The sequence below is a fragment of the Shimia sp. R9_1 genome (assembly GCF_017743775.1).
Lineage (GTDB): Bacteria > Pseudomonadota > Alphaproteobacteria > Rhodobacterales > Rhodobacteraceae > Shimia.
The window spans coordinates 404,869-428,926 of record NZ_JAGHRN010000002.1 but is presented as its reverse complement, the minus strand read 5'-3'; the positions used below and the strand labels follow the sequence as shown (position 1 = coordinate 428,926).

The following is a 24,058-nucleotide window of genomic DNA, read 5'->3' as shown; positions in this document are numbered from 1 at the left end:
AGGGGGCAGACAGCCCCCTCCTCCCGGGTCTTAGAAATCCAGATCCGCATAATGCGCCGGGGGCGGGAAACCCGGCACCTGATCCGCCAGAATCGGCCGAAACGCCGGACGCGACTTGATGGTCGCATACCAGTCTTTCACCACAGCAGAGCGGTTCCAGTCCACGTCGGAAATATAGTCCAGCGCACTCAGATGCGCAGCGGCGGCAAAATCCGCCAGCGTCATCATATCCCCGGCCAGCCAACGGCGGTGATCAAGCAGCCAATGCATGTAGTCGAGGTGATATTTGATCGCCTTGGCCCCGGCTTTCACATTGGTGCTGTCAGGATAGCCTGTGCCCATCAGCTTGCGATTGACCCGCTCATAAAGCAGCTTGGACGTCACCTCGTGATGGAACTTGTCATCAAACCAAGCCACCAGACGCCGCACCTCATAGCGCCCATCCGCATCCTTGGGCATCAGCGCGGTCTCCGGATATTTCTCTTCCAGATACTCACAGATCGCCCCGCTCTCGGCCATCATCTTTCCGTCCATCTTCAGAACCGGCACTTTGGCCGCCGGATTGCGGCGCAGAAAATCCGGATCCTGCTCCCAGTAGCGCTCCTCGACCAGCTCCACCTCAAGCCGCTTTTCCCCCATGCAGAGGCGCACTTTTCGACAGAACGGAGACAGGGGAACGTGGAACAAACGGTTCATCAGCAAGGTCACAGTGCAATTGAATCTGATTTTGGGCTTTGATCCTCAATGCCCTGCGAAGGCGCATTTTTCAATCCGCAAAACACGCATCCCGCCCGTCTGCGCGTATGGTTGCCGCCCCATCCAGGATCGCGGCGGCCCGCTTGCGCAGCCCCGCCGTGGGCCTGCTGGCAGAGCGCCCCTTCGGATTGGGCAACACCGCTGCCAGCCGCGCCGCCTGCACCGCAGTCAGATCTTCAGGGCCAACACCAAAGTAATGCCGCGCGGCCGCTTCCACGCCAAAGACGCCTTCGTCAAACTCCGCCACATTGAGATAGATTTCAAGGATCCGCCGCTTGCTCCAGGCCATCTCAACCAGCGGCGTCATCAGGGTTTCCAGCGATTTGCGCAGCCAATTGCGCCCTTGCCAGAAATAGACGTTTTTGACGGTCTGCTGGCTCAGCGTGCTGGCCCCGCGTCCTGCGCCCTCTTCGATTGCGCTGCGGATCGCGCGCATGTCAAAGCCCCAGTGCAGGCAGAAATTCGCATCCTCAGCCGCCACCACAGACCGGCGCATCACCGGCGCAACCTCTTCAATCGGAACCCATTGCCGATCAATGCTACCCAGCCGCCGCTTCTCGCCAACCATGGTCCATGTAAAAGGCGGGTTCACCACCGCATAAAGCAGCACAGACAGCACCACAAAAGCGGTGCCCCAGATCGCCAAACGCCGCACCCAATAGCGCAGGCGTTTCCACTGCCGCTGCATCAGCCCTGCGTCTGACTTTTTGCTGCTTCTTTTCTTGCTCTTGGCCATGACCCTGCCACGTGTTTTACGCATAGGGAGTAGAGCTTCGGCCCCGCCCTGACAAGACAGTCACGCAAGGCTTTGCTAAGCGCCGCCTATGGCGAGCAGGCCCAGGCCCGAACTTCGCATCCCGCGCCATAGTTCTGACAGAAGGCCAGCGCCACATCCTCGGCGGCCATGCGCGAATGGCTCTCGCCAAAGCCCCATTGGTCGCGATCACCCTGCGCCATCGCTCCACAGCCGTTGAAAAAGGTCTTCACCGTGTCGCAGTTGTCGCCACAGATCGCCTGCACCCGCTCTCGCGCCATGTCCTCGGAATACTGGCTGTAGGCATAGCCCCGCGCGCCCTCCGGCCCGACCCCCACAGCGCCCCAACAGCGTGCAAAGCCACATTGCTGCGCCTCAACTGGGACTGTGCAGGCCAAACTTGCGATCATCAGCGACAGAACACCCCATGGCTTCATCATGCGTCACCTCCATCTTCAACGGTGGCGCGACATTCTGTGCACGCGGGACTTACTGGGCCACCTTAGGCCTCATGCGGTAAAGATTTGGTAAGGCGTATTCTCTCAACACACATGCCTGAGTAAGGCGTGCAGGCTTTGTCACGTCACGTCCTTTAGGTTGAACCCCAAAGTCCCATTTACCCGAAATTAGGACGAAATCCGTAGGCCTAAGCTAGCGTGAGGCAGAAAGTACTCTGCTGTCTCAATGAGAGATTTGTCGAAACGTCCTAAGTTTGGAATGCGCATTCATGAAGTTATCTGCCCCGAAGTTTGTTTCAAAGCTCAGCGCCAAGCTCACCGCTGTCATGACCATTTGCCTGTGTTCCACAGTCATTGTCGGCGCGACCCTGACCTATGAAATCTCTCAGCTGACCCGCTTCACCGAAGCGCTGTTTGAGAAAGAATACCAGATCGCCGCCTCCCTGCGCGAAGTCGAAACCCACCTTGTGACCATCAACCGCGACATGCTCACAGCGCTGGTCGACACCTCCGCAGAAACCCATGAGGCCGTTTTTGAGGATGCCAAGGCCAGCGAGGCGCTCATCAACACGCTCCTGACAGAGATCGAACAGCTCGCCCCCGCAAACGCCGAAGAAATCGCCAACCTGCGCAGCGCCGTGGGAAACTGGCGTCCCCTCTGGCTTGGCGTGTTCCAGATGGCGGCCAACGGCGGCCATGAATTTGCTTACGAGGCCTTCCGCACCCACGGGCCGACCCAGCTCAACGACATCCGCGAAGCTCTGAGCGCCATCCGCACCGCCTCCGACGCCTCCACCGCCGCCTTTGTCGCCGATGCCGCGGCCACAAAACAACGCGCCTTCCTGATCGCTGCTCTGATCATGATCGGCGCCATCGCCCTCAGCATGGGTGGCGGCTACGTCCTGCGCCGCTCCATCGTCTGCAGCATCATCGACCTCAACACCGCCATCGGCAAACTCGGCGCAGACCAGCTCACCGAGCAAACCCCGCACACCGGCCGCCGCGACGAAATCGGCGACATCGCCCGCACCGTAGAGCGGCTCCGCGTGCGGCTGCAGGACGGGGCTGAGGCGCAGGAACGCGAGGCCGAATCCCAGCGCGGCAACGCTCTGGTGGTGGATGTCCTCAGCAAGGCGCTCACCGATCTCGCCCAGGGCGATTTCCGCAACGACGTGAATATCTTCCTGCCCGAAGCCCACAAGAAACTGCGCTACAAGATCAACGACGCCCTCATCGGCCTCAATGATGTGGTGGTGCAGGTCGGCGAGGCGGCGGAAAACATCCAGACCGAGATCACCGAGATCAACACCGCCACGCAGGAGCTCGCTCACCGCACCGAACGTCAGGCCGCCACGCTGGAACAGACCACCACCGGCATCGATCAGGTCACCGACAGCGTGAAAGTCACCTCCCGCAACGTCGACACCGTGAAAGACGCCGCCATGGGCGCCCGCGCCGACGCCGAAGACAGCAGCCACATCGTGCGCGAAACCGTGCAGGCCATGGCCGAAATCGAACGCTCCTTTGCCGAGATCAGCCAGTTCATCGGCACCATCGAAGACATCGCCTTTCAGACCAACCTGCTCGCGCTCAACGCCGGGGTCGAAGCCGCCCGCGCAGGTGATGCGGGCAATGGGTTTGCGGTTGTGGCGTCTGAGGTCCGCGCGCTCGCTCTGCGCGCCGCGACTTCGGCGTCCGAGATCAAAGAGCAGGTCGAAACCAGCAGCCACCATGTGGAAAAAGGCGTCGAGCTTGTGGGCCGCACCGGCGCGTCACTGGGCGCGATTGTGGATCATGTCTCAGGCATCGCGGAAATGGTCGCCGACATTCACCAATCCGCCAAGGAACAGGCCGCCTCGCTGGGCGACATCAACGCCTCGGTCAATCAGCTCAACAACGTGACCCAGGAAAACGCCGCCATGGTCGAGGAAACCACAGCGGCCAGCAATCTGCTGAATACGAATGCCGTGCAACTCACCGAGCTGGTGGGGACATTTAAGACCCGTCCGGTGGAGGAGGAAAAGCCTGAAAGGATGTCGGCTTGAGCGGGGCCCAAACCTCGGAGCCAACACCCAAGTGAGCTAAATCAATTTCCAAATTGGCGCTCAAAATAGAAAGAAAATCTAAAGCTTACATTCAAAATAACAAACACGGGATTGTTAACTCAAATTGCTAAGCAGTGTACTCCCCCTCAAATATTATATGAAATCGCTTCAAAACCATCACAAGAGAAAAAAAGAAGTGAACATACACAAATACCGATGCGAATTTTTCAAAACTGTCAGGAAAATCGAAAGCTACAAACAACAAGAAAACAGAGGCGCAAACACAGGAGAGCAAGGTTAAATATGAAATATTCGCATTCAACAACGCGAACTTCTCAGCTCTCTTTTCGTAACGGTTAATCAAAATCGATTCTCCAATCGATTTATCTGAATCCCCCTTGGCATCTAAAAAAGCAATATGATCACGCTGCTTACTGTAGATACCATAGATCGCAATTTGCACGGTTATCAAGAGAGCTGAAAAAATTGAAAAGACCGTAAGGGCAAATCCATATGTATCAGCATCTAAATCGATGCCGAATACGACAACCGCTACGCCAGCGCCAATGGGCAATAGTAGAAAAGTAAAAATGTCTACAAGCGTAGCCCACCAAGATCCGCCAAGCGTCCCTAGTTGTCCTCTAACTATACAAGCTACGTTGATTTTTGGAGGTATCATGGATTCTCCAGCCTTAGAGCGATATCACCAATACTCTCTCGGAATACCGGTGTCATGGTCTCTATAATTGGAAATTCTCTTTCGTCGTACTCGATAAGATCAGATATCTCGACCGATCCAGCGCTACTATCGTAACCAATAAGGTTTACTTTTCGTCTCTTGTTACGCCCTAGATCCACCAAGGCAACGGCTTTTTCGAACTCAATTCCATCGTATATCAAAATATCATCTTTTTGACTCTGGTAAGAATTAAAGTAGCCAATATATCTACCCAGTGAACGCCCACGGCCAGCAGCGGCTATCGTCATCTTTAACTTTATTTCTTCAACATGATCCGCAATATACGCATCAAAAGGGTCAGCTTTCATTTTATTCCTGATCAACGTCAACTCTTTTACAGGAGCATCTCTCACGACCGGGTCATGTTCTCCCGACAGCATTACTTTCGAAGCTGTCATCTTTAATTCTTGCAATTCGTAGGCTCTATTAAACTCCCCTACAAGATGCCCCAACACAAGACCTGCACACGATCTGGTTTGATATGTTTGAAATGCGATGTACCCATTTTTCGAGTTAGGGGGGAAGTAGCACTGAAAGTAGATCGGAATCTCCTCCAGATCGTCTACGTCCCTCTCAACGACCTCCAACTCGTTTTCGCCTTCAGAAATTTCATCGGCGTCAGTTATTGCGCCCCGAGCAATATTACTAGCAATACCATAAATGCCGTATTGGATATTACCATGAAAGAAGTCCGATCCGTCCGGCAATAGCTCTGACCTGTAAGTCCTTTTCTTCAGAGAATTTCGGTAGAGAACATTTCGCCCCAAGCAGTGCTTGAGGTGGGCTTGCACCAGTGACCCATCTCCTTTGGTGGTGAACTTAACTCCACGATGATTCCCATCAAACAATCGAATTTTGTAGATCTTTATACCGATATCAGGCAAGTAAAATTCCTCTTTATGCTAGCGCGAAAACGCCCCAAATACCCGTCTTTTGGTGACACATACACCGCAGAGACACAACCATAAGATGTTGGCTCACTTACCTAAATTACCCTCTTGGTCACGCGTCCAAGACTTACACCCCCTCAAAAACAAAAAACCCCCGCCAGCCAGCGCCAGCGGGGGGCTTTTTTGTCTCTATCCCAGCCTTATTCCGCCGGAACCGCTGTTTCCTCAACCGTCAGAGGATGCGGGATGTGCACCAGCATTTCTTTCGGGCAGACCTGCAGGAAGTTGGCTTTTTCCACATCCCAGTGTTGCAGGATGTCACGCGCCTTGGCGCTGCCGGTCTCGGCCACATGGCGCTCGATCAGGCCTTTCAGCTGATCTTCCCAGTGCTGCACCGTCACCGGACAGGTCACCAGCGTCTCCATGTTCATGACGTCCTCGGCTTTGCCTTCCGGATCATAGAGATAGGCCATGCCGCCGGTCATGCCTGCGCCGAAGTTTGCGCCGATCTCGCCAAGGATCACCGCCACGCCACCGGTCATGTATTCACAGCCACAGGCGCCACAGCCTTCGACGACCACTTTTGCACCGGAGTTGCGCACCGCAAAGCGCTCGCCTGCGCGGCCCGCGGCAAACAGGTGCCCGTCGGTGGCGCCGTAAAGCACGGTGTTGCCGATGATGGTGTTCTCGGCTGCTGTCAGCGGGCTCGCCATGGGCGGGCGCACCACCACGGTGCCCCCCGACAGGCCCTTGCCCACATAGTCGTTGGCATCGCCGGAGACTTCAATCTTCAGGCCCGGTGCCGCAAAGGCGCCCAGAGACTGCCCCGCAGAGCCGGTGAGCTTCACGGTCAGGTGGTCTTCCTGCAACGTGTTGCGCATGCCGAAGTTGCGCACGATGTGGCTTGAGGTGCGTGTGCCCACCGTCCGGTGCGTGTTCTGCACCGCATAGGAGAGCTGCATCTTCTCGCCTTCCTGAAGGAAGCGCGCCGCATCCCGCACGATCTCCGCATCCAGCGTGTCAGGCACGTAGTTGCGGTCTTTGTCGCGGTTGTAGACGATGTCATGCGCGCCATCGACGGTGATCAAGAGCGGGTTGAGATCCAGATCATCCAGATGGGCAGAGCCACGGCTCACCTGCGCCAGCAGGTCGGCACGGCCAATCACCTCATCAAGGCTGCGCGCCCCGATGGAGGCGAGGATTTCCCGCACTTCCTGCGCGTAGAAGGTGATCAGGTTCACCACCTTGTCCGCAGAGCCGGTGTATTTCGCACGCAAGCTTTCATCCTGAGTACAAACTCCGACCGGGCAGGTGTTGGACTGGCACTGACGCACCATGATACAGCCCATCGCGATCAGCGCTGCGGTGCCGATACCGTATTCCTCAGCACCCATCATCGCCGCCATCACGATGTCACGCCCCGTGCGCAGGCCACCATCGGTCCGCAGCGTGACCCGCTCACGCAGGTTGTTCATCGCCAACACCTGATGCGCCTCAGTGAGCCCCATCTCCCACGGCAGACCCGCGTGTTTGATCGAGGTCGCGGGGCTTGCACCGGTCCCGCCATTGTGGCCCGAGATCAGGATGATATCGGCCTTCGCCTTCGCCACACCGGCCGCAATCGTGCCCACACCGGAGGAGGCCACCAGCTTCACCGTCACCTTACAGCGCGGATTGATCTGCTTGAGGTCATAGATCAGCTGCGCAAGGTCTTCGATGGAATAGATATCGTGGTGCGGCGGTGGGGAGATCAGCGTCACACCTTTGGTGGAGTGGCGCAGACGGGCGATCAGGTCGGTGACCTTCATCCCCGGCAGCTGGCCGCCTTCACCGGGCTTCGCACCCTGCGCCACTTTGATCTCCAGCTCTTCACACTGGTTGAGATACTCCGCGGTCACACCAAACCGGCCCGACGCCACCTGCTTGATCTTCGCAGAGGGGTTGTCGCCATTTGGTTCCGGCACGAAATGCGCCGGATCTTCGCCGCCCTCACCGGAGTCAGACTTCGCGCCAATCCGGTTCATCGCCACGTTCAGCGTCTTATGCGCCTCAGGGCTCAGCGCCCCCAGCGACATGCCCGGCGTCACAAAGCGCTTGCGGATCGCGGTGATGCTCTCCACTTCCTCAAGCGGCACAGGCTTGCCGATCGCCTTGATGTCCAGCAGATCGCGCAGATGGATCGGCGGGTTCGCCTGCATCTTCGCGGAATACTGCTTCCACAGCTGATAAGACGCCCGGTTACAGGCCGCCTGCATCATATGCATGGTCTGCGCGCCCCAGGCATGGGTCTCGCCAGATTTCCGCGCCTTGTAGAAGCCGCCAATCGGCAGCACATCCGTGCCCGACAGGAAGCCCTTGGCGTGCACTTCTTCGACCTTCTTCTGAATGCCGCTCACACCGATGCCGGAAATCCGGCTGGTCATGCCGGGGAAATATTCCGCACACATGGCACGGGACAGACCCACCGCCTCAAAGTTCAGACCACCGCGATAGGAGGAAATCACCGAGATCCCCATCTTCGCCATGATCTTGAGGAGACCCTGGTCAATCGCCTCGCGATAGCGCGCGACGTTCTCAGTCAGCGTGCCATCCGCCAGACCGCGCTCAATGCGATCCGCCAGCGTGTCTTCCGCCAAGTAAGCGTTCACCACCGTCGCACCTGCGCCGATCAGCACGGCAAAGTAATGCGGGTCGATACATTCCGCCGAACGCACGTTCAGCGAGCAGAAAGTCCGCAGACCTTTGCGGGTCAGATGGCTGTGCACCGCGCTGGTGGCGAGGATCATCGGCATCGCGACCTTGTCAGCACCCTGCGCCTCATCAGACAGCACAATGTGGCCCGCGCCGGAACGCACCGCATCCTCGGCCTCTGCGCGAATTCGCTCAAGACCCACCTGCAGCGCACGGGAATCCGCGCCCGCCGCAAAGGTACAGTCGATACGCACCACCGTGTCATCAAACGCCTCAAGCAACCGCGCGAACTGTGCATTGGCCACAAACGGGCTGTCCAGCACAGCGATTTCGGTCTGGCTGCCATCCTCATCCAGCACGTTCTTCAGATTGCCAAACCGGGTCTTCAGCGACATCACGCGGTATTCGCGCAGGCTGTCGATCGGCGGGTTGGTCACCTGAGAGAAGTTTTGGCGGAAGAAATGGCTCAGCGGACGGTACATGTTGGACAGAACCGCAGACGGGGTGTCATCGCCCATAGAGGCCAGCGCCTCTTTGCCATCCTCAGCCATCGGCGCAAGGATCTGCTCGATCTCTTCCATGGAGAAGCCCGCCGCGATCTGACGCGCACGCAGCTCTTCGCCAGTGAAGGTCGCGGTTTCCGTCACCGCATCCAGCTCACCTGCCAGATCACGGATCTTGCCAACCCATTCGCCATAAGGCTTGGCATTGGCCAGTTTGTCCTTGATCTCCGTGTCGTGGTAGAGCTTGCCCTCTTTCATATCCACAGCCAGAAGCTGGCCCGGACCAAGCGCGCCTTTTTCCACCACATTGGCTTCATCAATCGGCACCATGCCGGCCTCAGAGCCGGAAATCAGCAGGCCATCACCGGTCACGACATAGCGCATCGGGCGCAGGCCGTTACGGTCCAGACCGGCACAGACCCAGCGACCATCGGTCATCGCCAGCGCAGCAGGGCCATCCCATGGCTCCATCACAGAGTTGCAGTAGGAATACATGTCACGCCACGCCTGCGGCAGCTCCACCGCCTGCTTGGACCAGCTTTCCGGCACCAGCATGGTTTTTGCCATGGGCGCAGAGCGGCCCGCACGCACCAGAACTTCGAACACACCGTCCAGCGCAGCGGAGTCAGACGCCCCACCCGGCACAATTGGTTTGATGTCTTCGGCGTAGTCGCCAAAGCTGTCAGACGCCATGCGGATCTCATGGCTCTTCATCCAGTTCAGGTTGCCTTTCAGCGTGTTGATCTCACCATTGTGCGCCAGCATGCGGAACGGCTGGGCCAGCCACCATTGCGGGAAGGTGTTGGTGGAATAGCGCTGGTGATACAGCGCAAAGGCACTTTCAAAGCGCTCATCCATCAGGTCGGGGTAGAACACCGCAACCTGCTCCGCCAGCATCATGCCTTTGTAGATGATCGAGCGGCAGGACAGCGATGCAATGTAAAGCTCGCCAATATTGGCCGCCAGTGCCCCCTTCTCGATGCGGCGACGGATCACATAGAGCTCACGCTCAAAGGTGTCTTCATCTACACCTTTGGAGTTGGAGATCAGGATCTGCTCAATCTCCGGGCGGGTCGCGTTGGCTTTTTCACCAAGACAGCTCACATCCACCGGCACATGGCGCCAGCCATAGATGCGATAGCCCATCTTCAGAACTTCGGTTTCCACGATGGTCCGGCAGTGCTCCTGCGCGCCAAAATCCGTCCGTGGCAGGAAGACCTGCCCCACCGCGATCAGCTCATCTTTGTTGGGCTCATGCCCGGTGCGTTCGATCTGGTCATAAAAGAACGGCACAGGGATCTGCACGTGAATGCCCGCGCCATCGCCGGTCTTGCCGTCTGCGTCCACCGCACCACGGTGCCAGATCGCTTTCAGCGCGGTGATGCCCGCTTCCACAACCTGACGGCTTGGTTTGCCGTCAATGGAAACCACAAGACCCACACCACAGGAGGAGTGCTCTTCTTCTTCGGAATAGAGGCCGTTCTCCGCCATCCATTTGCGTTTGGCTTCTTCGGCTCTGACCCAGTTCTGATCAAATTTGGTCATTCGCTATCTCCATCATTTGCACCGGGTGTCCCGAAGTGGGGTGGCACGTGGCCTTTTCCGGCGAACTGCGCTGTCGGCTCCTCAAGCCAGTTTGGTCAGCGCATATGTCTTATTTACTATTGCCTGCTGTTTTCGGCACCGTCGCGATACAGTCGCAATACCGACGCGATACAGACAGTCGTTTTTTGCCCTTTTCCGAGCGCGTTAACGATTACTCAGCGGCCACAGCTTGTGTTGCGCCAAAGCGTTCGATGATCGCATCTGCGCAATCCCGTCCGTCTTTGATCGCCCAGACCACAAGGCTTGCACCGCGCACGATATCGCCCACCGCATAGACGCCATCCAGATCAGTGGCGCCGGTGGTGAACTGTGCTTTCACGGTGCCCCAGCGGGTCACTTCCAGCTCAGGCTGACCCCAGAGGGTTGGCAGGTCTTCCGGCTCAAAGCCCAGCGCCTTGATGACCAGATCCGCATCTTCCACGTAATCCGCACCTTCGATCACCTCAGGGCTTTGACGGCCCGATGCATCCGGCTGGCCGAGGCGCATCTTTTGCACCATCACACCCTCTACGCGGTCACCACCGGTGAAACCTTTCGGGGCGGACAGCCAGACAAATTCCACGCCTTCTTCTTCGGCGTTCTGTGTTTCCCGCTGGGAGCCAGGCATGTTGGCCTTGTCGCGGCGATAGAGACATTTCACGCTCTCAGCGCCTTGGCGGATCGCGGTGCGGACACAGTCCATCGCAGTGTCACCACCGCCGATCACCACAACCTTTTTGCCCTCTGCATTCAGCTCGCCGCTCTCGATCTCAGGCACGGTGTCGCCAAAGTTCAGACGGTTGGAGGCGGTGAGGTAGTCAATCGCTTTCACGATGCCCTCTACACCAGCGCCCGGGCCTTGCAAATCACGGCTTTTGTACACGCCAGTGGCGATGATCACAGCGTCATGCGCATCGCGGATATCTTGGAACGAAATGTCCTCACCCACGTTGCAGTTTAGCTTGAAGGTCACGCCGCCATCTTCCAGCAGCTTGTTGCGGCGCATGACCACGTCTTTTTCCAGTTTGAAGCCCGGAATGCCGTAGGTCAGCAGGCCGCCTGCGCGGTCATAGCGGTCATAGATGGTCACCTGAAACCCTGCGCGGCGCAGACGGTCTGCGGCGGCCAGACCGCCGGGGCCCGCGCCGATGATGCCCACGCTCTCGCCACGCTCTTCGCTTGGCGCCAGCGCTTCGACCCAGCCGTTTTCCCAAGCGGTGTCGGTGATGTATTTTTCGACAGACCCAATGGTCACAGTGCCATGGCCGGACTGCTCAATCACGCAGTTGCCTTCACACAGACGGTCCTGCGGGCAGATGCGGCCACAGATTTCCGGGAATGTGTTGGTGGCTTGGCTCACCGCATAGGCCTCTTTGAGGCGGCCCGTCGCCGTCAGGTTCAGCCAGTCCGGGATATTGTTGTGAAGCGGGCAATGGCTCTGACAGTAAGGCACACCACACTGGCTGCACCGACTCGCCTGCTCTTCCGCCTTTACCTTGGCGTACTCCGCATAGATCTCATTGAAATCTTCCTTGCGCACCGACGCATCACGCTTCTCCGGCATATCGCGCTCTACGGTCACAAATTTCAACATAGGTTGCTTAGCCACGTCCGCTGCCTCCAGATTTTTCCAGTCCCGGCTGTCTAAAGAATATTCAATCGGCATAAAAGTCAGCTTTACTGACCTATATTCTGCTTTTTTGATGTTTTTTGAGAAATCGGATCAAAAAAACTCAATCTTTAGGTCCGAACGGTGCTTAAATTCTATATTTCCCTTGAATCACTGGCCAATTATACCTGAGTCGTTCAACGCGAGGTCGCCCCTATTATGGCACTTTTTCACATATTTTTGGTGGCAATCATTCAAGGCCTCACCGAATTTCTCCCGGTTAGCTCCTCAGGGCACCTGATTCTCCTCTCAAAACTGACTCCTCTCCCGGATCAGGGACTCGCCATAGATGTCGCCGCGCACCTCGGAACTCTCGGTGCTGTCGTCATCTATTTCTGGGCGGATGTACGCGGCGCTGTGGCTGGCCTCCCGCGCCTTGCAATAGGCAAACGTGACACTCCCGGCGCGCGCCTCGCGTTTCTGCTGATCATCGCCACACTCCCTGTTATCGCTGCAGGGTTGCTGCTCAAACTCAGCGGTGTCGATGAAGCCATGCGCTCCGTCGCGGTGATTGGATGGGCCATGATCCTCTTCGGTCTGGTGCTCTGGTGGGCCGATCGCTTCGGAGCGCAGAATAAAACCGAAGCGGATTGGAACCTCAAAGACGCGTGGAAACTCGGCCTATGGCAAGCTATAGCGTTGATCCCCGGCACCTCGCGATCAGGTATTACCATCACAGGGGCACGTCAGATGGGCTATGCCCGCAAAGACGCCGCCAAGCTCGCCATGCTCATGTCGATCCCCACGATCCTCGCGAGTGGTGCCCTGCTTTCCCTCGACGTTGCAGCGCAGGCAGACATAACGATCCTTCGGGATGGCGCACTCGCAGCAATCTTCTCATTCTTCGCGGCTCTGCTCGCCCTGATCCTAATGATGCGATTACTCCGCACCGTCAGCTTCACACCCTATGTGATTTATCGGGTCATCCTTGGGATCTTGCTCCTCGGCTTTGCATATAGCTGACCAACAAGCACAAAAAAACGCCGCTGAAACAGCGGCGCTTTCAGAATTCTTTAAAGCGAGGACTTATGCCAGCGCTTTTACCCGAGATGCCAGACGGGACATCTTACGGGACGCGGTGTTCTTGTGATAAACACCTTTGCTCACGCCACGCATCAGTTCTGGCTGAGCTGCGCGCAGAGCAGCAGTTGCTGCCGCTTTGTCACCGGATTCGATCGCTTCTTCAACTTTGCGCAGGAAGGTGCGGATGCGGGAGCGACGTGCTTTGTTAACTTCGAGACGACGCTCGTTCTGACGGGCGCGCTTTTTTGCCTGAGGCGAATTTGCCATGATCTTGGACCTTTTTGGTTCGGTACGTTTGTAATGCGTGCCACGTCCGAACGGGCCTCTCTGTCAAAGAGAATCAGATCAAGCCTAAGCGGGCTGCACGCGCATGTATGGCGGAGCCTTATAAGGCTTTTGCAAAAACATGCAATGCCAAATCATCCAAAGACAAAGGAGACACAGGCACGCGTCGTCGCGCAGGTTCTACGGAGATTTGGCGAGAGAAAATTTGGTCGGAGTGAGAGGATTCGAACCTCCGACCCCTGCCTCCCGAAGACAGTGCTCTACCAGGCTGAGCTACACTCCGACCGTGCCGAGCGAGATAGTCGGTTCGATTTGCTTTGGCAAGGGCAACCACAGCCCTCTACGGATCGGTCTTGTCTGTTAGTTCCGGCCTTCGCATGGCCGAACTGACGCGCAGACTGCCGGGAGAAATGCCTCGTGAGCGGGTCCGCAGCACGGGTGTTTGTTCCGAATTTCCACCCATAGCTTCGCGCGCAATGATGAAAAGGCCGCTGGCTACGATAATTGCGGCGCCAAGCAGTGTTGCCACGTCAGGTGTCTCACCAAAAAACAAGGCGCCAAAGATCATCGCCCAAATGATCTGAGAATACTGCATGGGCGCAACCAGCGCCGCTTCGCCAATCGTATAGGCATAAACCAGAAGCAAGGTCGCGCAGAAGCCAAAGAGAGACACAAACGCCATACTGCCAAGGTCAATCAGTGGCATGGGCTCATATACAAACACGAGAACCACCGACATCACGGCAACACTGCCCAAAAGCGGATAGAGCATGAGAACGACGCGCCGCTCTTCACGTCCGATTTTGCGGACGATAACAGACTGAAGGGCCGCACTTAGCGCAGTGATGATCGCTGCGGCATGACCTGCATTTAGCTCCGTGGCACCAGGGCGCACGACAATCATCACGCCTCCAAGACCAATGACGACAGCGAGCATCCGCCAGAGCCCAACTTTCTCCTTTAGGATTGGAATCGACATCAATGTGATCAGCAGAGGTGAAGAGAACAAAATCGCGTAGACCTGCGCCAATGGCAGATTTGCGAAGGCGTAAAACCCGGCGGCAGGTGCAATAACAACGCACAAAGACCGCACAGCCACCCACCAAGGATGCACTGGGCGTAGATTTCCCTGCGTCGGGTCCCGCACCAACATCATTGTCACAAGTGGGAAAGAAAACAGGGAAGCAAAGAAAACGATCTGAAAGGGCGAATAGGTCGCGCCAAGATACTTTGCGACCACATCATGCGTAGAATAAAGCGCAAAGGCCAACAGGGCCAAAAGGGTCGCCTTGAGGTTCATCGGAAATCTTCACCAGGTTTGCTGTGAGGCCACTGTCGGCGTTTGAGCGCAACGCTTCAAATGAAAAAGCGGTGCGCGCAATAATCACCCTAGAAATAGCTGCGCACAAGGCTGCCTGCAATCAGGCTCCAGCCATCTGCAATCACAAAGAAGCTGAGCTTAAACGGCAATGACACGATTGCCGGTGGGACCATCATCATACCCATGGACATCAAGACTGCTGCAACCACGAGGTCGATGATGAGGAAGGGCAAGAAGATCAGGAAACCAATCTGAAAAGCGCGCGCGATCTCAGAGAGCATGAAGCTTGGCACCAAGACAGACAATGGCGCGTCCGGACCAGGGGCGACCTGTGCCGTATCAGGGCGCAATGCGGCGAGGTGCAAAAAGGTGTCTGGATCCAAGCGAGAGGACATAAACAGCCGGAAAGGTTCCGTGGTGCGCTGGAACGCTGTCTCTATATCAATCAACTCGTCCAGAAGCGGTTGCACGCCCGTCGTCCAAGCCTGCATGAACACTGGCTCCATCACGTAATACGTCAGGAACATGGCCAGTGAGACCATCATCATATTGGGTGGCGATTGCTGCAGCCCGATCGCCTGCCGCAGGATCGACAACACCGTCACAATGAACGGGAAACATGTCACCATGATCGCGATACCCGGCGCGAGGCTGAGTATCGTGATCAAAAGGAATAGCTGAATGCTGCGCGCCGTAAGCGATTCATCGTTCCCGATTGACAGCGATACATCCTGAGCGGATGCAGCGTCAGCCTGAAAGAGAACGAAGATTAGCAAGGCGGCGGCGATAGAAGCCGCCTTACGCATCAGAGACCGCTTTCAAATTCTGCGACTTCGGTCAGGCGAACGGCCAGCTGACCTTCTTGGCCGCCCTCAAGCTCTTCCAGCTCGCCACGGGCAATCAGCTTATCCCCAACGTAGAGCTCCACTGGATCATCCACGCGCTTGTCCAGCGGCAGAACGGAGTTTTCATTCATATTCAGCAAATCACCGATCAGCGGCCGCGCCTTGCCGACAGAGATTGTGATCTCAACCGGCACGGAGGTGAACGGGTTGGCGGAATCGGGTTTCATCATTGGATCAGCCATTCTGGGCCTCCTTGCGGGTTTCATGTGTGAACGCTTTCAGAGCTTCGGCAACGGTGTCCAAAACTTCGCTCATATCCAGCAGTCGTTCGCGTTCTGCGAATTCGAATCTGATTTGACCTTCCCCTAGGCTCTCGTCACGGACGACTTCGACGGGGAATTGCGGGGTTTCAGGCATGACGTCGATGACCGGCTGAAACGCATCCGGTGCAGCGGACAAAACAACAGGAGTTTCGCTGCTTTCGCGAACGATCTCATTGAGTTGTTCCACCGCCAGCGCCCCAATGGCTTGACGCGCCAGTTCCGGCAAGACGGTCATGATCGCTTTCTCGATGGTGGGCGCCATGTCGGCGACGATGGCTTCGCGCGCCTCATGATAAGTGAAAGACAAATCCTGAAGCTTGCGCTCAAGTTCCGCAGACATATTTGCGTGTTCTTCGGATTTCGCATTGATCGCGTCATCCCAACCCGCCTTGTAGCCTTGCTCAAAGCTTTCCAGCATCTCGTCTTCGTTGCCGACTGCTTCTTCAACAGGTGCGGGTTGCGGCTCAGCAATGCCACCAAAGTCTTCAAAAAGATGGGAGACCGACATTAGACACGCTCCTCACGATCGTCCAACCAATGGCGCAGGATTTCCACCGTTTCTTCTTTGCGATCACTGATCAAGGACCGCAGACGTTCGGCTGCATCAGATTGTGACATGCCATCGCCTCCCATTGGCATATCTCCTCCAAGCGCAGGCAAGCCGCCAACTTCGCCACCCATGTCACCAATCGCCATCGGCATCCCCATGTCTCCACCCATGTCACCCATCATCGGAGCCATCGCCGGGAAACCATCGTCTCCATCAAGGCCCGGCAACATCGGTGCCTCAGCCATTTCGTTCAGATCACCTGCCCCGGCGCCGCCGGCCAGCAGAGGACGAATGACGAACAGTCCAAGAACAAGCGCAACAATTGCGAGCACTGCTGTCTGGATGATGGACATCAAATCAAGCGTCATACCTTTGAACATCGAGGTTTCAGCAGAGGTCCCCATCGGCAATGCTGGCTGGAAGGTCATCGACTTCAGGGTGATGACATCGCCGCGCGCCTCGTCAAACCCGACTGCAGAGGCGACAAGCTCCCGCAATGCGCCCATTTCTTCTTCAGGGCGCGGGGTGACAATTGTCTCGCCTTCAGGAGTTTCTGTCGTCGTTCCGTTCACAAGCACCGCGACTGTCATACGGCGAATGGCACCTGGCTGACGCAAAATCTCGCGCTGCGTCTCAGACACCTCATAGTTGATTCGCTCTCTGGTCTCACGGTTCTGGTTGGAAGAGCCGGACTCATTCCCTGCCGCATCTCCGTCAGGCAAGTTGGAAGCAACCGTCACCTGACCACTGGCGTTCTGGGAATCGGTGCTGCGTTCCTCGGTATCCGTGCTGATGGCCACCCGGCCGTTTGGATCAAAGATTCGTTCAGTGATAGACTCAGTCTCCGTCACTGTTTCAATGCTCACTTCAACCACAGCATTGCCAGGACCGACACGCGCTTCAAGCAAGCGCTGAACAGCGAGACGTGTCTCTTCTTCGCGATTTTCACCCACTTTGGTTGTGGTTTCTTCGGCAACGCCGACCAGCCCGCCATTGCCATCAATGATTGCCACATCTTCAGGCGACAGGCCCGAAACGGCGGACGCCACCAAGAATCGCAGAGCTTGCGCATGTTTTGTGGGCAGATCGCCAGCAGCGGTCGTTATTGTCACCGACGCAGAGGGTTTAATTTGGCGTTGAAACGGGTTTGAGGAGGCGTTCGCAATATGTACGCGCGCCTGGCTGATAAGCGGGCTAACAACGATGGTACGCGCAAGCTCACCTTCTTTGGCACGCCAGTATGCCGCATCAAACATTTGCGAAGTTGTACCGAAGCCTGAAAGCGAATCGAGAAGCTCGTAGCCCTGCGTCGTATTTGCTGGCAGCCCCTCGCTCGCAAGCGTCATGCGCAGTTCGTCACGCGCGGAAGAAGCCACATAGATTGAGCCTCCCCGCACCTCGTACACGGCGCCGCGCTGTTCCAGCGCCCGCACCACTTCACCTGCTGCGCCACTCTCAAGGCCGCTATAAAGCAGAGCCATTCCAGGTTTTGTTGCCACCCGCCCCAGGGAAAGTACTGTCGCAAACACTGCGACGGTGGCCAACACGACGATCACTTTCCGCCGCAAGTCCAACCCAGTCCACATATTCAATAATTGTTGCACGTCTTTACTCCGTGATGCCGCACCTTCTGCACGACCTTGAACAACTGTTTCCACGATCAGGCTTAACAATCGGTTAGTTTCTGTGTGGTTGAACTTGCAGGGACAAAGAATTTGGAACCTGCGATGACTGACGAAACTGTCGACACAGAGGAGACGCCAAAAAAGGCGTCAAAACTCCCTTTAATTATTGGGCTTGTGCTTGCTTTGGCAGGCGGAGGCGGCGGCTTCTTTGCCGTCTATTCAGGCATGATATTGGGAAGCGATACTGCACCAGCGGCAGAAGAAGAATCGGTTGAGATGGATAAACCCGAAGCTCTCCCGGACATCACATATGTTGGTCTCGACCCATTTGTCGTTTCACTGACATCTGGTGGTTCTGCTGACTATTTGCGGTTTCGCGCGCAGCTAGAGGTTCCCAGCGCACACCAAGAAGAAGTCGAACGCGTTCTCCCACGGGTCGTTGATGTCCTTAATGGATATCTCCGCGCACTTAGCCCTGCCGACATCGAATCGCCCGATGCCTTGGTGAAGCTGCGCTCTCAGATGTTGCGCCGTGTCCAAATTGTAACTGGCCAAGAGCGGGTTTCTGACCTTTTGGTCATGGAATTCGTGCTGAATTAAGGAGTGCCGAGATGGATTTGATTGCAGATATCTTACTGGTCGCGGGTGCTCTTGGTGCAGGGCTCTATTGCTATGTGCTCGCACGCAGACTTGCGAAATTTAACGACCTTGAAACCGGTGTTGGCGGTGCGGTCGCTGTATTGTCCGCGCAAGTTGACGATATGACACGCACCCTCAAGGCAGCTCAGCAGACCGCTGGGAAATCGACAGAGCGGCTTGAAACGCTGACCGAGCGCGCAGAAGGCGTTTCGAAGCGTTTGGAACTCATGCTGGCGTCAATGCATGACTTGCAGGACAGCGCCGCAGCGGATGCGGCTAAAGCTGAGGCAAAAGCCGCGGAAGAAGCTCTGCGAAAAGAGCTTGAAGCAGCTGCCAAGCGCAAGGCTGAAGACGCAGAACAAGATGAGGATGACGAGCTGACGGATGAAGATCTCCTCGACCAAGAGTTCGAGATTGATTTCGAAGCCGAAGAAGAAGAACGCCTGCGTCGTCGCGAGAAAAAGAAAGCCAAACGCAAGGCGAAGCGAAAAGCTGCAAAAGAGGCGGCTACGCAAACCAAAAAGAAAGGTAAATCGGGCAAGACAAACGCAGATGAGGGCACAAAAGCTGCTCCGGTCTTCACCCGTCACGTTGCTTAAACGGAGCGAAAGCAATGAAAAAGGCTCAGAAAAACGCGCCAGCCAAAGCTGGCGCTGCCGACAAAACCCGCAAGCCAAAGGCCAAAGGCAAAGCGCCGCGTAAACAGGCCAAAGGCAGCCTGTTTATGATCGCGTCTTTCCTGGTTGCTTCTGCCACTTTGCGGGTGGGCGTAGGCGCAACAGAAGCGCTGGCACGCGAAGAGCCGCTCCTTGATTCGCCTCAAATGGCGATGGCGGAACCGCAAGCCTGTGAGCATCCAGAAGACATGCGCAAGCTGATGTCTGTGTTTGAAGAACGCGAGGCGCGCATCGCGAAGCAGGAAGCCGAGATCAAGAATCGCCTCCAGGCGCTTAATATCGCGGACGCCGAAGTTTCGCGCAAAATGGCAGCGCTTGAAGATGCTGAAAATCGCCTGCGCGACATGATTTCCATTGCCGAAACCGCCGCCGAAGACGATCTGACGCGCCTGACTCAGGTTTATGAAACCATGAAGCCCAAAAGCGTCGCTCTTCTCTTTGAAGAGATGGATCCACAGTTTGCAGCCGGCTTTATTGGCCGGATGAAGCCTGAGGCCGCTGCTGGAATCATGGCCGGCATGAAACCTGATGCCGCTTACACAATCAGCGTGATTTTGGCCGGACGGAACGCAAATTCGCCCACCGAATGAGACATTGTTAACCCGCTGCTGCGTATGGTCACCCAAGAAGGGTAAAAGGAGTTTGGACTCATGATCAGCATTATCGGCATCGCTGTCGTTTTCATCATGGTGTTAGGTGGCTACGTGCTTGCTGGCGGTAGCCTGGGACCAATCATGAAGGCGCTGCCCTTTGAGATGATCATCATCGGCGGCTCTGGTGTTGGTGCATTCTTGCTGTCCAACGACGGAGCGGCGGTAAAGCACACGCTGAAGGATCTCGGCAAAGTGTTTAAAGGGACCAAGTGGCAACCACAGGACTATCAAGATCTGCTCTGTCTGCTCTTTGAGCTCATACGACTTGCCCGCAAGAATCCCGTGGCGATCGAAGAGCATATTGAAAACCCAGAAGAATCTTCAATTTTCCAGAAGTACCCGAAAATCCAAGCGGATAAGGAATCCGTGAATCTGATCGCCGATACCCTGCGCTCTGCGTCGATGAACTATGATGATCCGCATCAGGTCGAAGAGGTGCTTGAGAAGCGGATCGAAGCAAATTTTCACCATTCCATGCATTCCTCGCATGCACTCCAGTCCTTGGCAGATGCGTTGCCAGCTCTCGGAATTGTTGCGGCGGTTCTTGGTGTTATTAAGACGATGGGCTCGATCGACCAGCCACCAGAAGTGCTTGGTAAGATGATCGGTGGCGCTCTTGTGGGAACATTTCTTGGCGTTTTCCTTGCTTATGGTTTGGTTGGCCCATTTGCGGCCAAAATCAAAGGGATCGTGGAAGAAGACGCACACTTCCACCAGCTGATCCGCGAAGTGCTTATCGCGAACCTGCACAACCACTCGCCAAACATCTGCATCGAAGTCGGTCGACAAAACACACCTGGGCACAACCGCCCACAGTTTGCTGAACTTGAAGAAGCACTCAAAGAAGTGAAGAAGGAAGCGGCGTGAGACCACTACTCCTGTCCATTCCGTTGGCCTTTGTGGCCGCGACCGTTCAGGCTCAAGATGTGCCCTTCATCTCCGGGGAGCATGAAGATTTCACACGGCTGGTGGCAACCTTGCCATCCAGCGATACCGAGTGGACGATCGACCGTAATGGAAACACCTATCGCATCAAGATTGACGGCGATGATCTGAACCTGATCACTGATGACGTGTTCGACCGCATTCCCCGGACACGTCTCGCCGACATCAAAGCCAATGACCGTACGGGCGAAGTTGAGCTCACCCTGGCGTGTGATTGCCGGGTGGTATCGATCCCTTACAACGAACGCCATGTGATTTTTGACATTCGCGAAGATCTGTCGACTGAACCAGAGGATGTTCCGCAGATCCCTCTGTCGTTTGGCGAAGCCGTGGAAACGGAAACACCGCAGCGGGTGTTCCGCTTCTCCGCTCTTGAAGCGGCCAAGCCGGTCCCCCTCGCGCCAGCTCCCGAAGAAGAGCCTGCACAATCTCCGGACTTTTCCGGCCTTCTGGCGCTTGAGAACTTTGTGAACCGCAGTGTCCAAGTCACCACGCTGCGGCAAGACCTGATCAAACAGGTTGATCGCGCCGCGACGCAAAACCTGCTGAAATCCCAAGTTCCGATGCCAAAACCAAAACCGGCGCCGAAACCAATGGAGCTGGCAGCAGGGCCGCAGTTCAAAACGCCAGAATCTGCCGGCCAAAATATGGATCACGTTCCGCCACAAGCCGCTGTCGGCCTAGATGGCCAGAATGTGAACATCGTCGCCTACAACGTAATTGACGAAGTGGGGCGGGATATTGCGGCCCTTCTGAGTGGTCAGGTTGGCGTTGGAACTTGTCTGCCGGACTCAGCGGTGAACATCGCTGACTGGAGCGGCGAAAAAACCTTCGTAGAAGAACTCGCAGATGTGCGCAGAAATCTGGTGGGCGAATTTGACCGCACCAATGAGAAAGCGCTGCAGCGTCTGGCAAAACTCTACGTTCATTACACGTTTGGCGCCGAGGCCCAGCAAGTTCTCAAGCTTCTGCCAAACACAGGCGAAACCCGCATTCTGCATGCCATGGCGCAGATCGTTGACGGTGATGCCCCCAAAGACAGTGACCACATGTTTGCCAAGCAAGGCCATTGTTCCGGTCACGTGGCCCTTTGGGCCGCTCTGTCCGGCGAACGTCTCACAGGGGAAAGCGCGATCAATGGCGCAATGGATGGTTTGAATGTGCTACCACGCCATCTGCGCGACTATTTCGGGCCACGCCTGAGCAATCAGCTTGTTGAGCAGGGCGATACGGAGGCTGCGACGCTTGTGCTGAATGGCATTGAGCGCACCAACCCAATGCCGGGAACAAGCTTTGATTTTGCGCAAGCCAATCTTGATGCCGAGCTGGGCAACACCCACGCCGCAGATGCCACTCTGGAAGACATCGCCACTCAGAACACAGATCTCGCAACCCTAGCGATTGTTGAGCTGATCGACTCGCATGTAAAACAGGCCCTGCCTCCGTCGAATGACACCATTTCACTTGTCGGCGCGCTTGCGGTGGAGCACAAATCTGGCGAGATGGGCCCTTCTTTGCGACGCGCCCATGCGCTCGCGCGGATGTTGGTGCATGAATTTGAACCGGCCTTTGAAATCGTTGCAGAGATCGAAGCGAAGGATGGTCCCGAACCTGCCGTTGAGGTGCGTAGTCGGCTGGCCAGCGCTGTAATCGAACACGCGCAGGACTTCGACATTGTCACCTTTGCGCTCGCGGAAGATCTGGCCGAACCTGGCAAGATTACCCCGGACACTGCGCTCGCCCTTGCTCAAAAGATGTTTGAAATGGGCTTTGTTGGGGAAACCAAACGTCTGCTGCAAGCCGCTCAGAACTCACATCAGAATGATGAAATGCGTTTGCTGAAAGCGCGCGTCGCTTTGGCCGATTCCCTACCCCGCCGTGCAGAAGCTGAATTGCTTGGCATGACTTCTCCAGACGCCGAACGTCTCCGAGCGCAAGCGCGATCTCTGGTCGGCGATCACGAAATGGCAGCACAGATGCTCTCTGATCTTGGCGAAAACCAAAGTGCCGAAGAGCAGAACTGGCTTGGTGGAAATCTCGATGCCTTGGCATCGTCCGAAAACGAGGTTTATCGCCAAACAAGCGATATGATGATGAAAACGGACACTGAGGAAACTCAGGTGGACGAGGCCACACAAGGCATATTGGCGCGCAACCGTGGGCTGCTTGATGACAGTGCTGAAAGCCGCAACGTGCTTGGCGATTTGTTGGATTGGCATAGTCTGACTGAGCCTTCCTCTTAACCACGCTTACCAAATGTAAAGAAACGACCGATAGCTTGGCCTCAAACTGGGGCAGAAAGCTATCGGTATGAAAAAACAGAACGTTTTCAAAGCATTGTTGTGCCGAGCGCGCGACTCGCTTTTGATAATCAGCGTCGGTGCGGCAAGCACGCTGATAAACCCTTTTTCGCAAGGGTCTCACGCAGCGCACGCCAGCACTGAAGAGGCTGAGACCTGCGACCGTGTCGCGCGAATCGTCTCGAATGAAACTGGCGTCCCACTTGACGTCCTTCGCGCCATCACCCGCACCGAAACCGGCCGCGCAAAAAACGGTGTTCTGACGCCGTGGCCTTGGACTGTGAACATGGAAGGCAAGGGTGTCTGGTTCAACTCACAGCGCGAAGCTCTGTCCTATGTTCAAAAGCACTTCGCAGCAGGCGCACGTAGCTTTGATGTGGGCTGCTTTCAGCTGAACTACCGGTGGCATGGCCAGCATTTTACCGACGTAACCCACATGTTCCAACCCATCGCCAACGCGCGCTATGCGGCGGATTTCTTGTCACGTCTCTATGCTGAGATGCAGAATTGGGATGATGCCGCCGCGGCCTATCATTCCCGTACGCCTAAGTACGCAGAGAAATACAAAGCGCGCTTCAAGCGTATCATGGCGAACCTGCCTGATCCCGGGTCAATGCCGCTCGCGCCGGCCAAGCAAACCGAGCCCTTGGTGCAGACCGCCGCTGTTGCAAGGAAAAACAATTTCCCGCTGCTTCAACGGGGCAGCAGCGCAGGCGCTATGGGATCGCTCTTTCCTGGCAGAACTGGCTCCGCTCGCCCCTTCCTCGGTAACGGAGGCTAATT

General features: G+C 56.3%; 20 protein-coding genes, 1 tRNA gene and 1 pseudogene. 8 read left to right on the top strand and 14 right to left on the bottom strand.

Annotated features, from left to right (window positions below):
* Nucleotides 1-30: 30 nt before the first annotated feature.
* From J7399_RS08425 to J7399_RS08415, 3 genes are all read right to left on the bottom strand, one after another.
* Nucleotides 31-696, bottom strand: a complete 666-nt coding sequence (locus J7399_RS08425; RefSeq protein WP_209058445.1) for a glutathione S-transferase family protein — start codon at nt 694-696, stop codon at nt 31-33.
* 70 nt (nt 697-766) lie between these two features.
* Nucleotides 767-1,492 (bottom strand): monofunctional biosynthetic peptidoglycan transglycosylase, encoded by a 726-nt coding sequence (gene mtgA, locus J7399_RS08420; protein WP_209085265.1) that lies wholly within the window; start codon nt 1,490-1,492, stop codon nt 767-769.
* Between the two features lie 86 nt (nt 1,493-1,578).
* Nucleotides 1,579-1,950, bottom strand: a complete 372-nt coding sequence (locus J7399_RS08415) for a DUF4189 domain-containing protein (protein ID WP_209076504.1) — start codon at nt 1,948-1,950, stop codon at nt 1,579-1,581.
* A 287-nt stretch (nt 1,951-2,237) separates the two neighbouring features.
* On the opposite strand from J7399_RS08415, the gene J7399_RS08410 reads away from it, so the two are divergent.
* Nucleotides 2,238-4,013, top strand: coding sequence for a HAMP domain-containing methyl-accepting chemotaxis protein (locus J7399_RS08410; RefSeq protein WP_209085263.1), 1,776 nt, complete (start codon nt 2,238-2,240; stop codon nt 4,011-4,013).
* A gap of 127 nt (nt 4,014-4,140) precedes the next feature.
* On the opposite strand, the gene J7399_RS08405 is transcribed toward J7399_RS08410, so the two are convergent.
* From J7399_RS08405 to J7399_RS08390, 4 genes are all read right to left on the bottom strand, one after another.
* Nucleotides 4,141-4,692, bottom strand: a complete 552-nt coding sequence (locus J7399_RS08405; RefSeq protein ID WP_209085261.1) for a hypothetical protein — start codon at nt 4,690-4,692, stop codon at nt 4,141-4,143.
* A complete protein-coding gene (locus J7399_RS08400) occupies nt 4,689-5,636 on the bottom strand; it encodes a hypothetical protein (protein WP_209085260.1) in 948 nt (315 codons plus the stop codon). The genes J7399_RS08405 and J7399_RS08400 overlap by 4 nt, the downstream gene beginning before the upstream one ends.
* Nucleotides 5,637-5,842: 206 nt before the next feature.
* Complete coding sequence (gltB, locus tag J7399_RS08395) at nt 5,843-10,381, bottom strand: glutamate synthase large subunit (RefSeq protein WP_209085258.1); 4,539 nt, start codon at nt 10,379-10,381, stop codon at nt 5,843-5,845.
* Between the two features lie 211 nt (nt 10,382-10,592).
* On the bottom strand, nt 10,593-12,029 hold the full coding sequence (locus J7399_RS08390; RefSeq protein WP_209085256.1) for an NAD(P)-dependent oxidoreductase: 1,437 nt from the start codon (nt 12,027-12,029) through the stop codon (nt 10,593-10,595).
* A 219-nt stretch (nt 12,030-12,248) separates the two neighbouring features.
* Between J7399_RS08390 and J7399_RS08385 the strand changes: the two genes are divergently transcribed.
* Nucleotides 12,249-13,052, top strand: a complete 804-nt coding sequence (locus J7399_RS08385; RefSeq protein WP_209085254.1) for an undecaprenyl-diphosphate phosphatase — start codon at nt 12,249-12,251, stop codon at nt 13,050-13,052.
* Between the two features lie 63 nt (nt 13,053-13,115).
* On the opposite strand, the gene rpsT is transcribed toward J7399_RS08385, so the two are convergent.
* From rpsT to fliF, 7 genes are all read right to left on the bottom strand, one after another.
* On the bottom strand, nt 13,116-13,379 hold the full coding sequence (rpsT, locus tag J7399_RS08380; protein WP_209058430.1) for a 30S ribosomal protein S20: 264 nt from the start codon (nt 13,377-13,379) through the stop codon (nt 13,116-13,118).
* A gap of 224 nt (nt 13,380-13,603) precedes the next feature.
* Nucleotides 13,604-13,680, bottom strand: a tRNA-Pro gene (locus J7399_RS08375).
* Between the two features lie 57 nt (nt 13,681-13,737).
* Nucleotides 13,738-14,697, bottom strand: a complete 960-nt coding sequence (locus J7399_RS08370) for a DMT family transporter (protein ID WP_209085251.1) — start codon at nt 14,695-14,697, stop codon at nt 13,738-13,740.
* Between the two features lie 89 nt (nt 14,698-14,786).
* Nucleotides 14,787-15,524, bottom strand: a complete 738-nt coding sequence (gene fliP, locus J7399_RS08365) for a flagellar type III secretion system pore protein FliP (protein WP_209058428.1) — start codon at nt 15,522-15,524, stop codon at nt 14,787-14,789.
* Nucleotides 15,524-15,805, bottom strand: a complete 282-nt coding sequence (locus J7399_RS08360) for a FliM/FliN family flagellar motor switch protein (RefSeq protein ID WP_209058427.1) — start codon at nt 15,803-15,805, stop codon at nt 15,524-15,526. The genes fliP and J7399_RS08360 overlap by 1 nt, the downstream gene beginning before the upstream one ends.
* A complete protein-coding gene (locus J7399_RS08355) occupies nt 15,798-16,394 on the bottom strand; it encodes a hypothetical protein (protein WP_209085248.1) in 597 nt (198 codons plus the stop codon). The genes J7399_RS08360 and J7399_RS08355 overlap by 8 nt, the downstream gene beginning before the upstream one ends.
* Nucleotides 16,394-18,022, bottom strand: a complete 1,629-nt coding sequence (fliF, locus tag J7399_RS08350; RefSeq protein ID WP_247742837.1) for a flagellar basal-body MS-ring/collar protein FliF — start codon at nt 18,020-18,022, stop codon at nt 16,394-16,396. Before fliF ends, J7399_RS08355 begins: the two co-directional genes overlap by 1 nt.
* Nucleotides 18,023-18,163: 141 nt before the next feature.
* Here fliF and J7399_RS08345 point away from each other — a divergent pair, with 141 nt between their 5' ends.
* The 6 genes and pseudogenes from J7399_RS08345 to J7399_RS08320 all read left to right on the top strand — a co-directional run bounded on the left by J7399_RS08345 (nt 18,164) and on the right by J7399_RS08320 (nt 24,056).
* Nucleotides 18,164-18,661: a flagellar basal body-associated FliL family protein gene (locus J7399_RS08345; protein ID WP_209085247.1), complete on the top strand. Its 498-nt coding sequence runs from the start codon at nt 18,164-18,166 to the stop codon at nt 18,659-18,661.
* Nucleotides 18,662-18,672: 11 nt separating this feature from the next.
* Nucleotides 18,673-18,957, top strand: a pseudogene (locus tag J7399_RS08340) (hypothetical protein); the annotation flags it as partial.
* Between the two features lie 356 nt (nt 18,958-19,313).
* The gene (locus tag J7399_RS08335) at nt 19,314-19,967 is read left to right on the top strand and encodes a hypothetical protein (protein ID WP_247738568.1); all 654 of its coding nucleotides are present in this window, start codon (nt 19,314-19,316) and stop codon (nt 19,965-19,967) included.
* A gap of 60 nt (nt 19,968-20,027) precedes the next feature.
* The gene (motA, locus tag J7399_RS08330) at nt 20,028-20,897 is read left to right on the top strand and encodes a flagellar motor stator protein MotA (protein ID WP_209058421.1); all 870 of its coding nucleotides are present in this window, start codon (nt 20,028-20,030) and stop codon (nt 20,895-20,897) included.
* A complete protein-coding gene (locus tag J7399_RS08325; protein WP_209085245.1) occupies nt 20,894-23,218 on the top strand; it encodes a hypothetical protein in 2,325 nt (774 codons plus the stop codon). The genes motA and J7399_RS08325 overlap by 4 nt, the downstream gene beginning before the upstream one ends.
* A gap of 67 nt (nt 23,219-23,285) precedes the next feature.
* Entirely contained in the window at nt 23,286-24,056 is a 771-nt protein-coding gene (locus J7399_RS08320; protein WP_209085243.1) for a transglycosylase SLT domain-containing protein, read from the top strand.
* The last annotated feature ends 2 nt before the right edge of the window (nt 24,057-24,058 follow it).

Coding starts and splice junctions, on each gene's coding strand:
- J7399_RS08425 (WP_209058445.1), bottom strand. CDS start 696: ATGAACCGTTTGTTCCACGTTCCCCTGTCTCCGTTCTGTCGAAAAGTG.
- mtgA (WP_209085265.1), bottom strand. CDS start 1,492: ATGGCCAAGAGCAAGAAAAGAAGCAGCAAAAAGTCAGACGCAGGGCTG.
- J7399_RS08415 (WP_209076504.1), bottom strand. CDS start 1,950: ATGATGAAGCCATGGGGTGTTCTGTCGCTGATGATCGCAAGTTTGGCC.
- J7399_RS08410 (WP_209085263.1), top strand. CDS start 2,238: ATGAAGTTATCTGCCCCGAAGTTTGTTTCAAAGCTCAGCGCCAAGCTC.
- J7399_RS08405 (WP_209085261.1), bottom strand. CDS start 4,692: ATGATACCTCCAAAAATCAACGTAGCTTGTATAGTTAGAGGACAACTA.
- gltB (WP_209085258.1), bottom strand. CDS start 10,381: ATGACCAAATTTGATCAGAACTGGGTCAGAGCCGAAGAAGCCAAACGC.
- J7399_RS08385 (WP_209085254.1), top strand. CDS start 12,249: ATGGCACTTTTTCACATATTTTTGGTGGCAATCATTCAAGGCCTCACC.
- rpsT (WP_209058430.1), bottom strand. CDS start 13,379: ATGGCAAATTCGCCTCAGGCAAAAAAGCGCGCCCGTCAGAACGAGCGT.
- J7399_RS08370 (WP_209085251.1), bottom strand. CDS start 14,697: ATGAACCTCAAGGCGACCCTTTTGGCCCTGTTGGCCTTTGCGCTTTAT.
- fliP (WP_209058428.1), bottom strand. CDS start 15,524: ATGCGTAAGGCGGCTTCTATCGCCGCCGCCTTGCTAATCTTCGTTCTC.
- J7399_RS08360 (WP_209058427.1), bottom strand. CDS start 15,805: ATGGCTGATCCAATGATGAAACCCGATTCCGCCAACCCGTTCACCTCC.
- J7399_RS08355 (WP_209085248.1), bottom strand. CDS start 16,394: ATGTCGGTCTCCCATCTTTTTGAAGACTTTGGTGGCATTGCTGAGCCG.
- fliF (WP_247742837.1), bottom strand. CDS start 18,022: ATGTGGACTGGGTTGGACTTGCGGCGGAAAGTGATCGTCGTGTTGGCC.
- J7399_RS08345 (WP_209085247.1), top strand. CDS start 18,164: ATGACTGACGAAACTGTCGACACAGAGGAGACGCCAAAAAAGGCGTCA.
- J7399_RS08335 (WP_247738568.1), top strand. CDS start 19,314: ATGAAAAAGGCTCAGAAAAACGCGCCAGCCAAAGCTGGCGCTGCCGAC.
- motA (WP_209058421.1), top strand. CDS start 20,028: ATGATCAGCATTATCGGCATCGCTGTCGTTTTCATCATGGTGTTAGGT.
- J7399_RS08320 (WP_209085243.1), top strand. CDS start 23,286: ATGAAAAAACAGAACGTTTTCAAAGCATTGTTGTGCCGAGCGCGCGAC.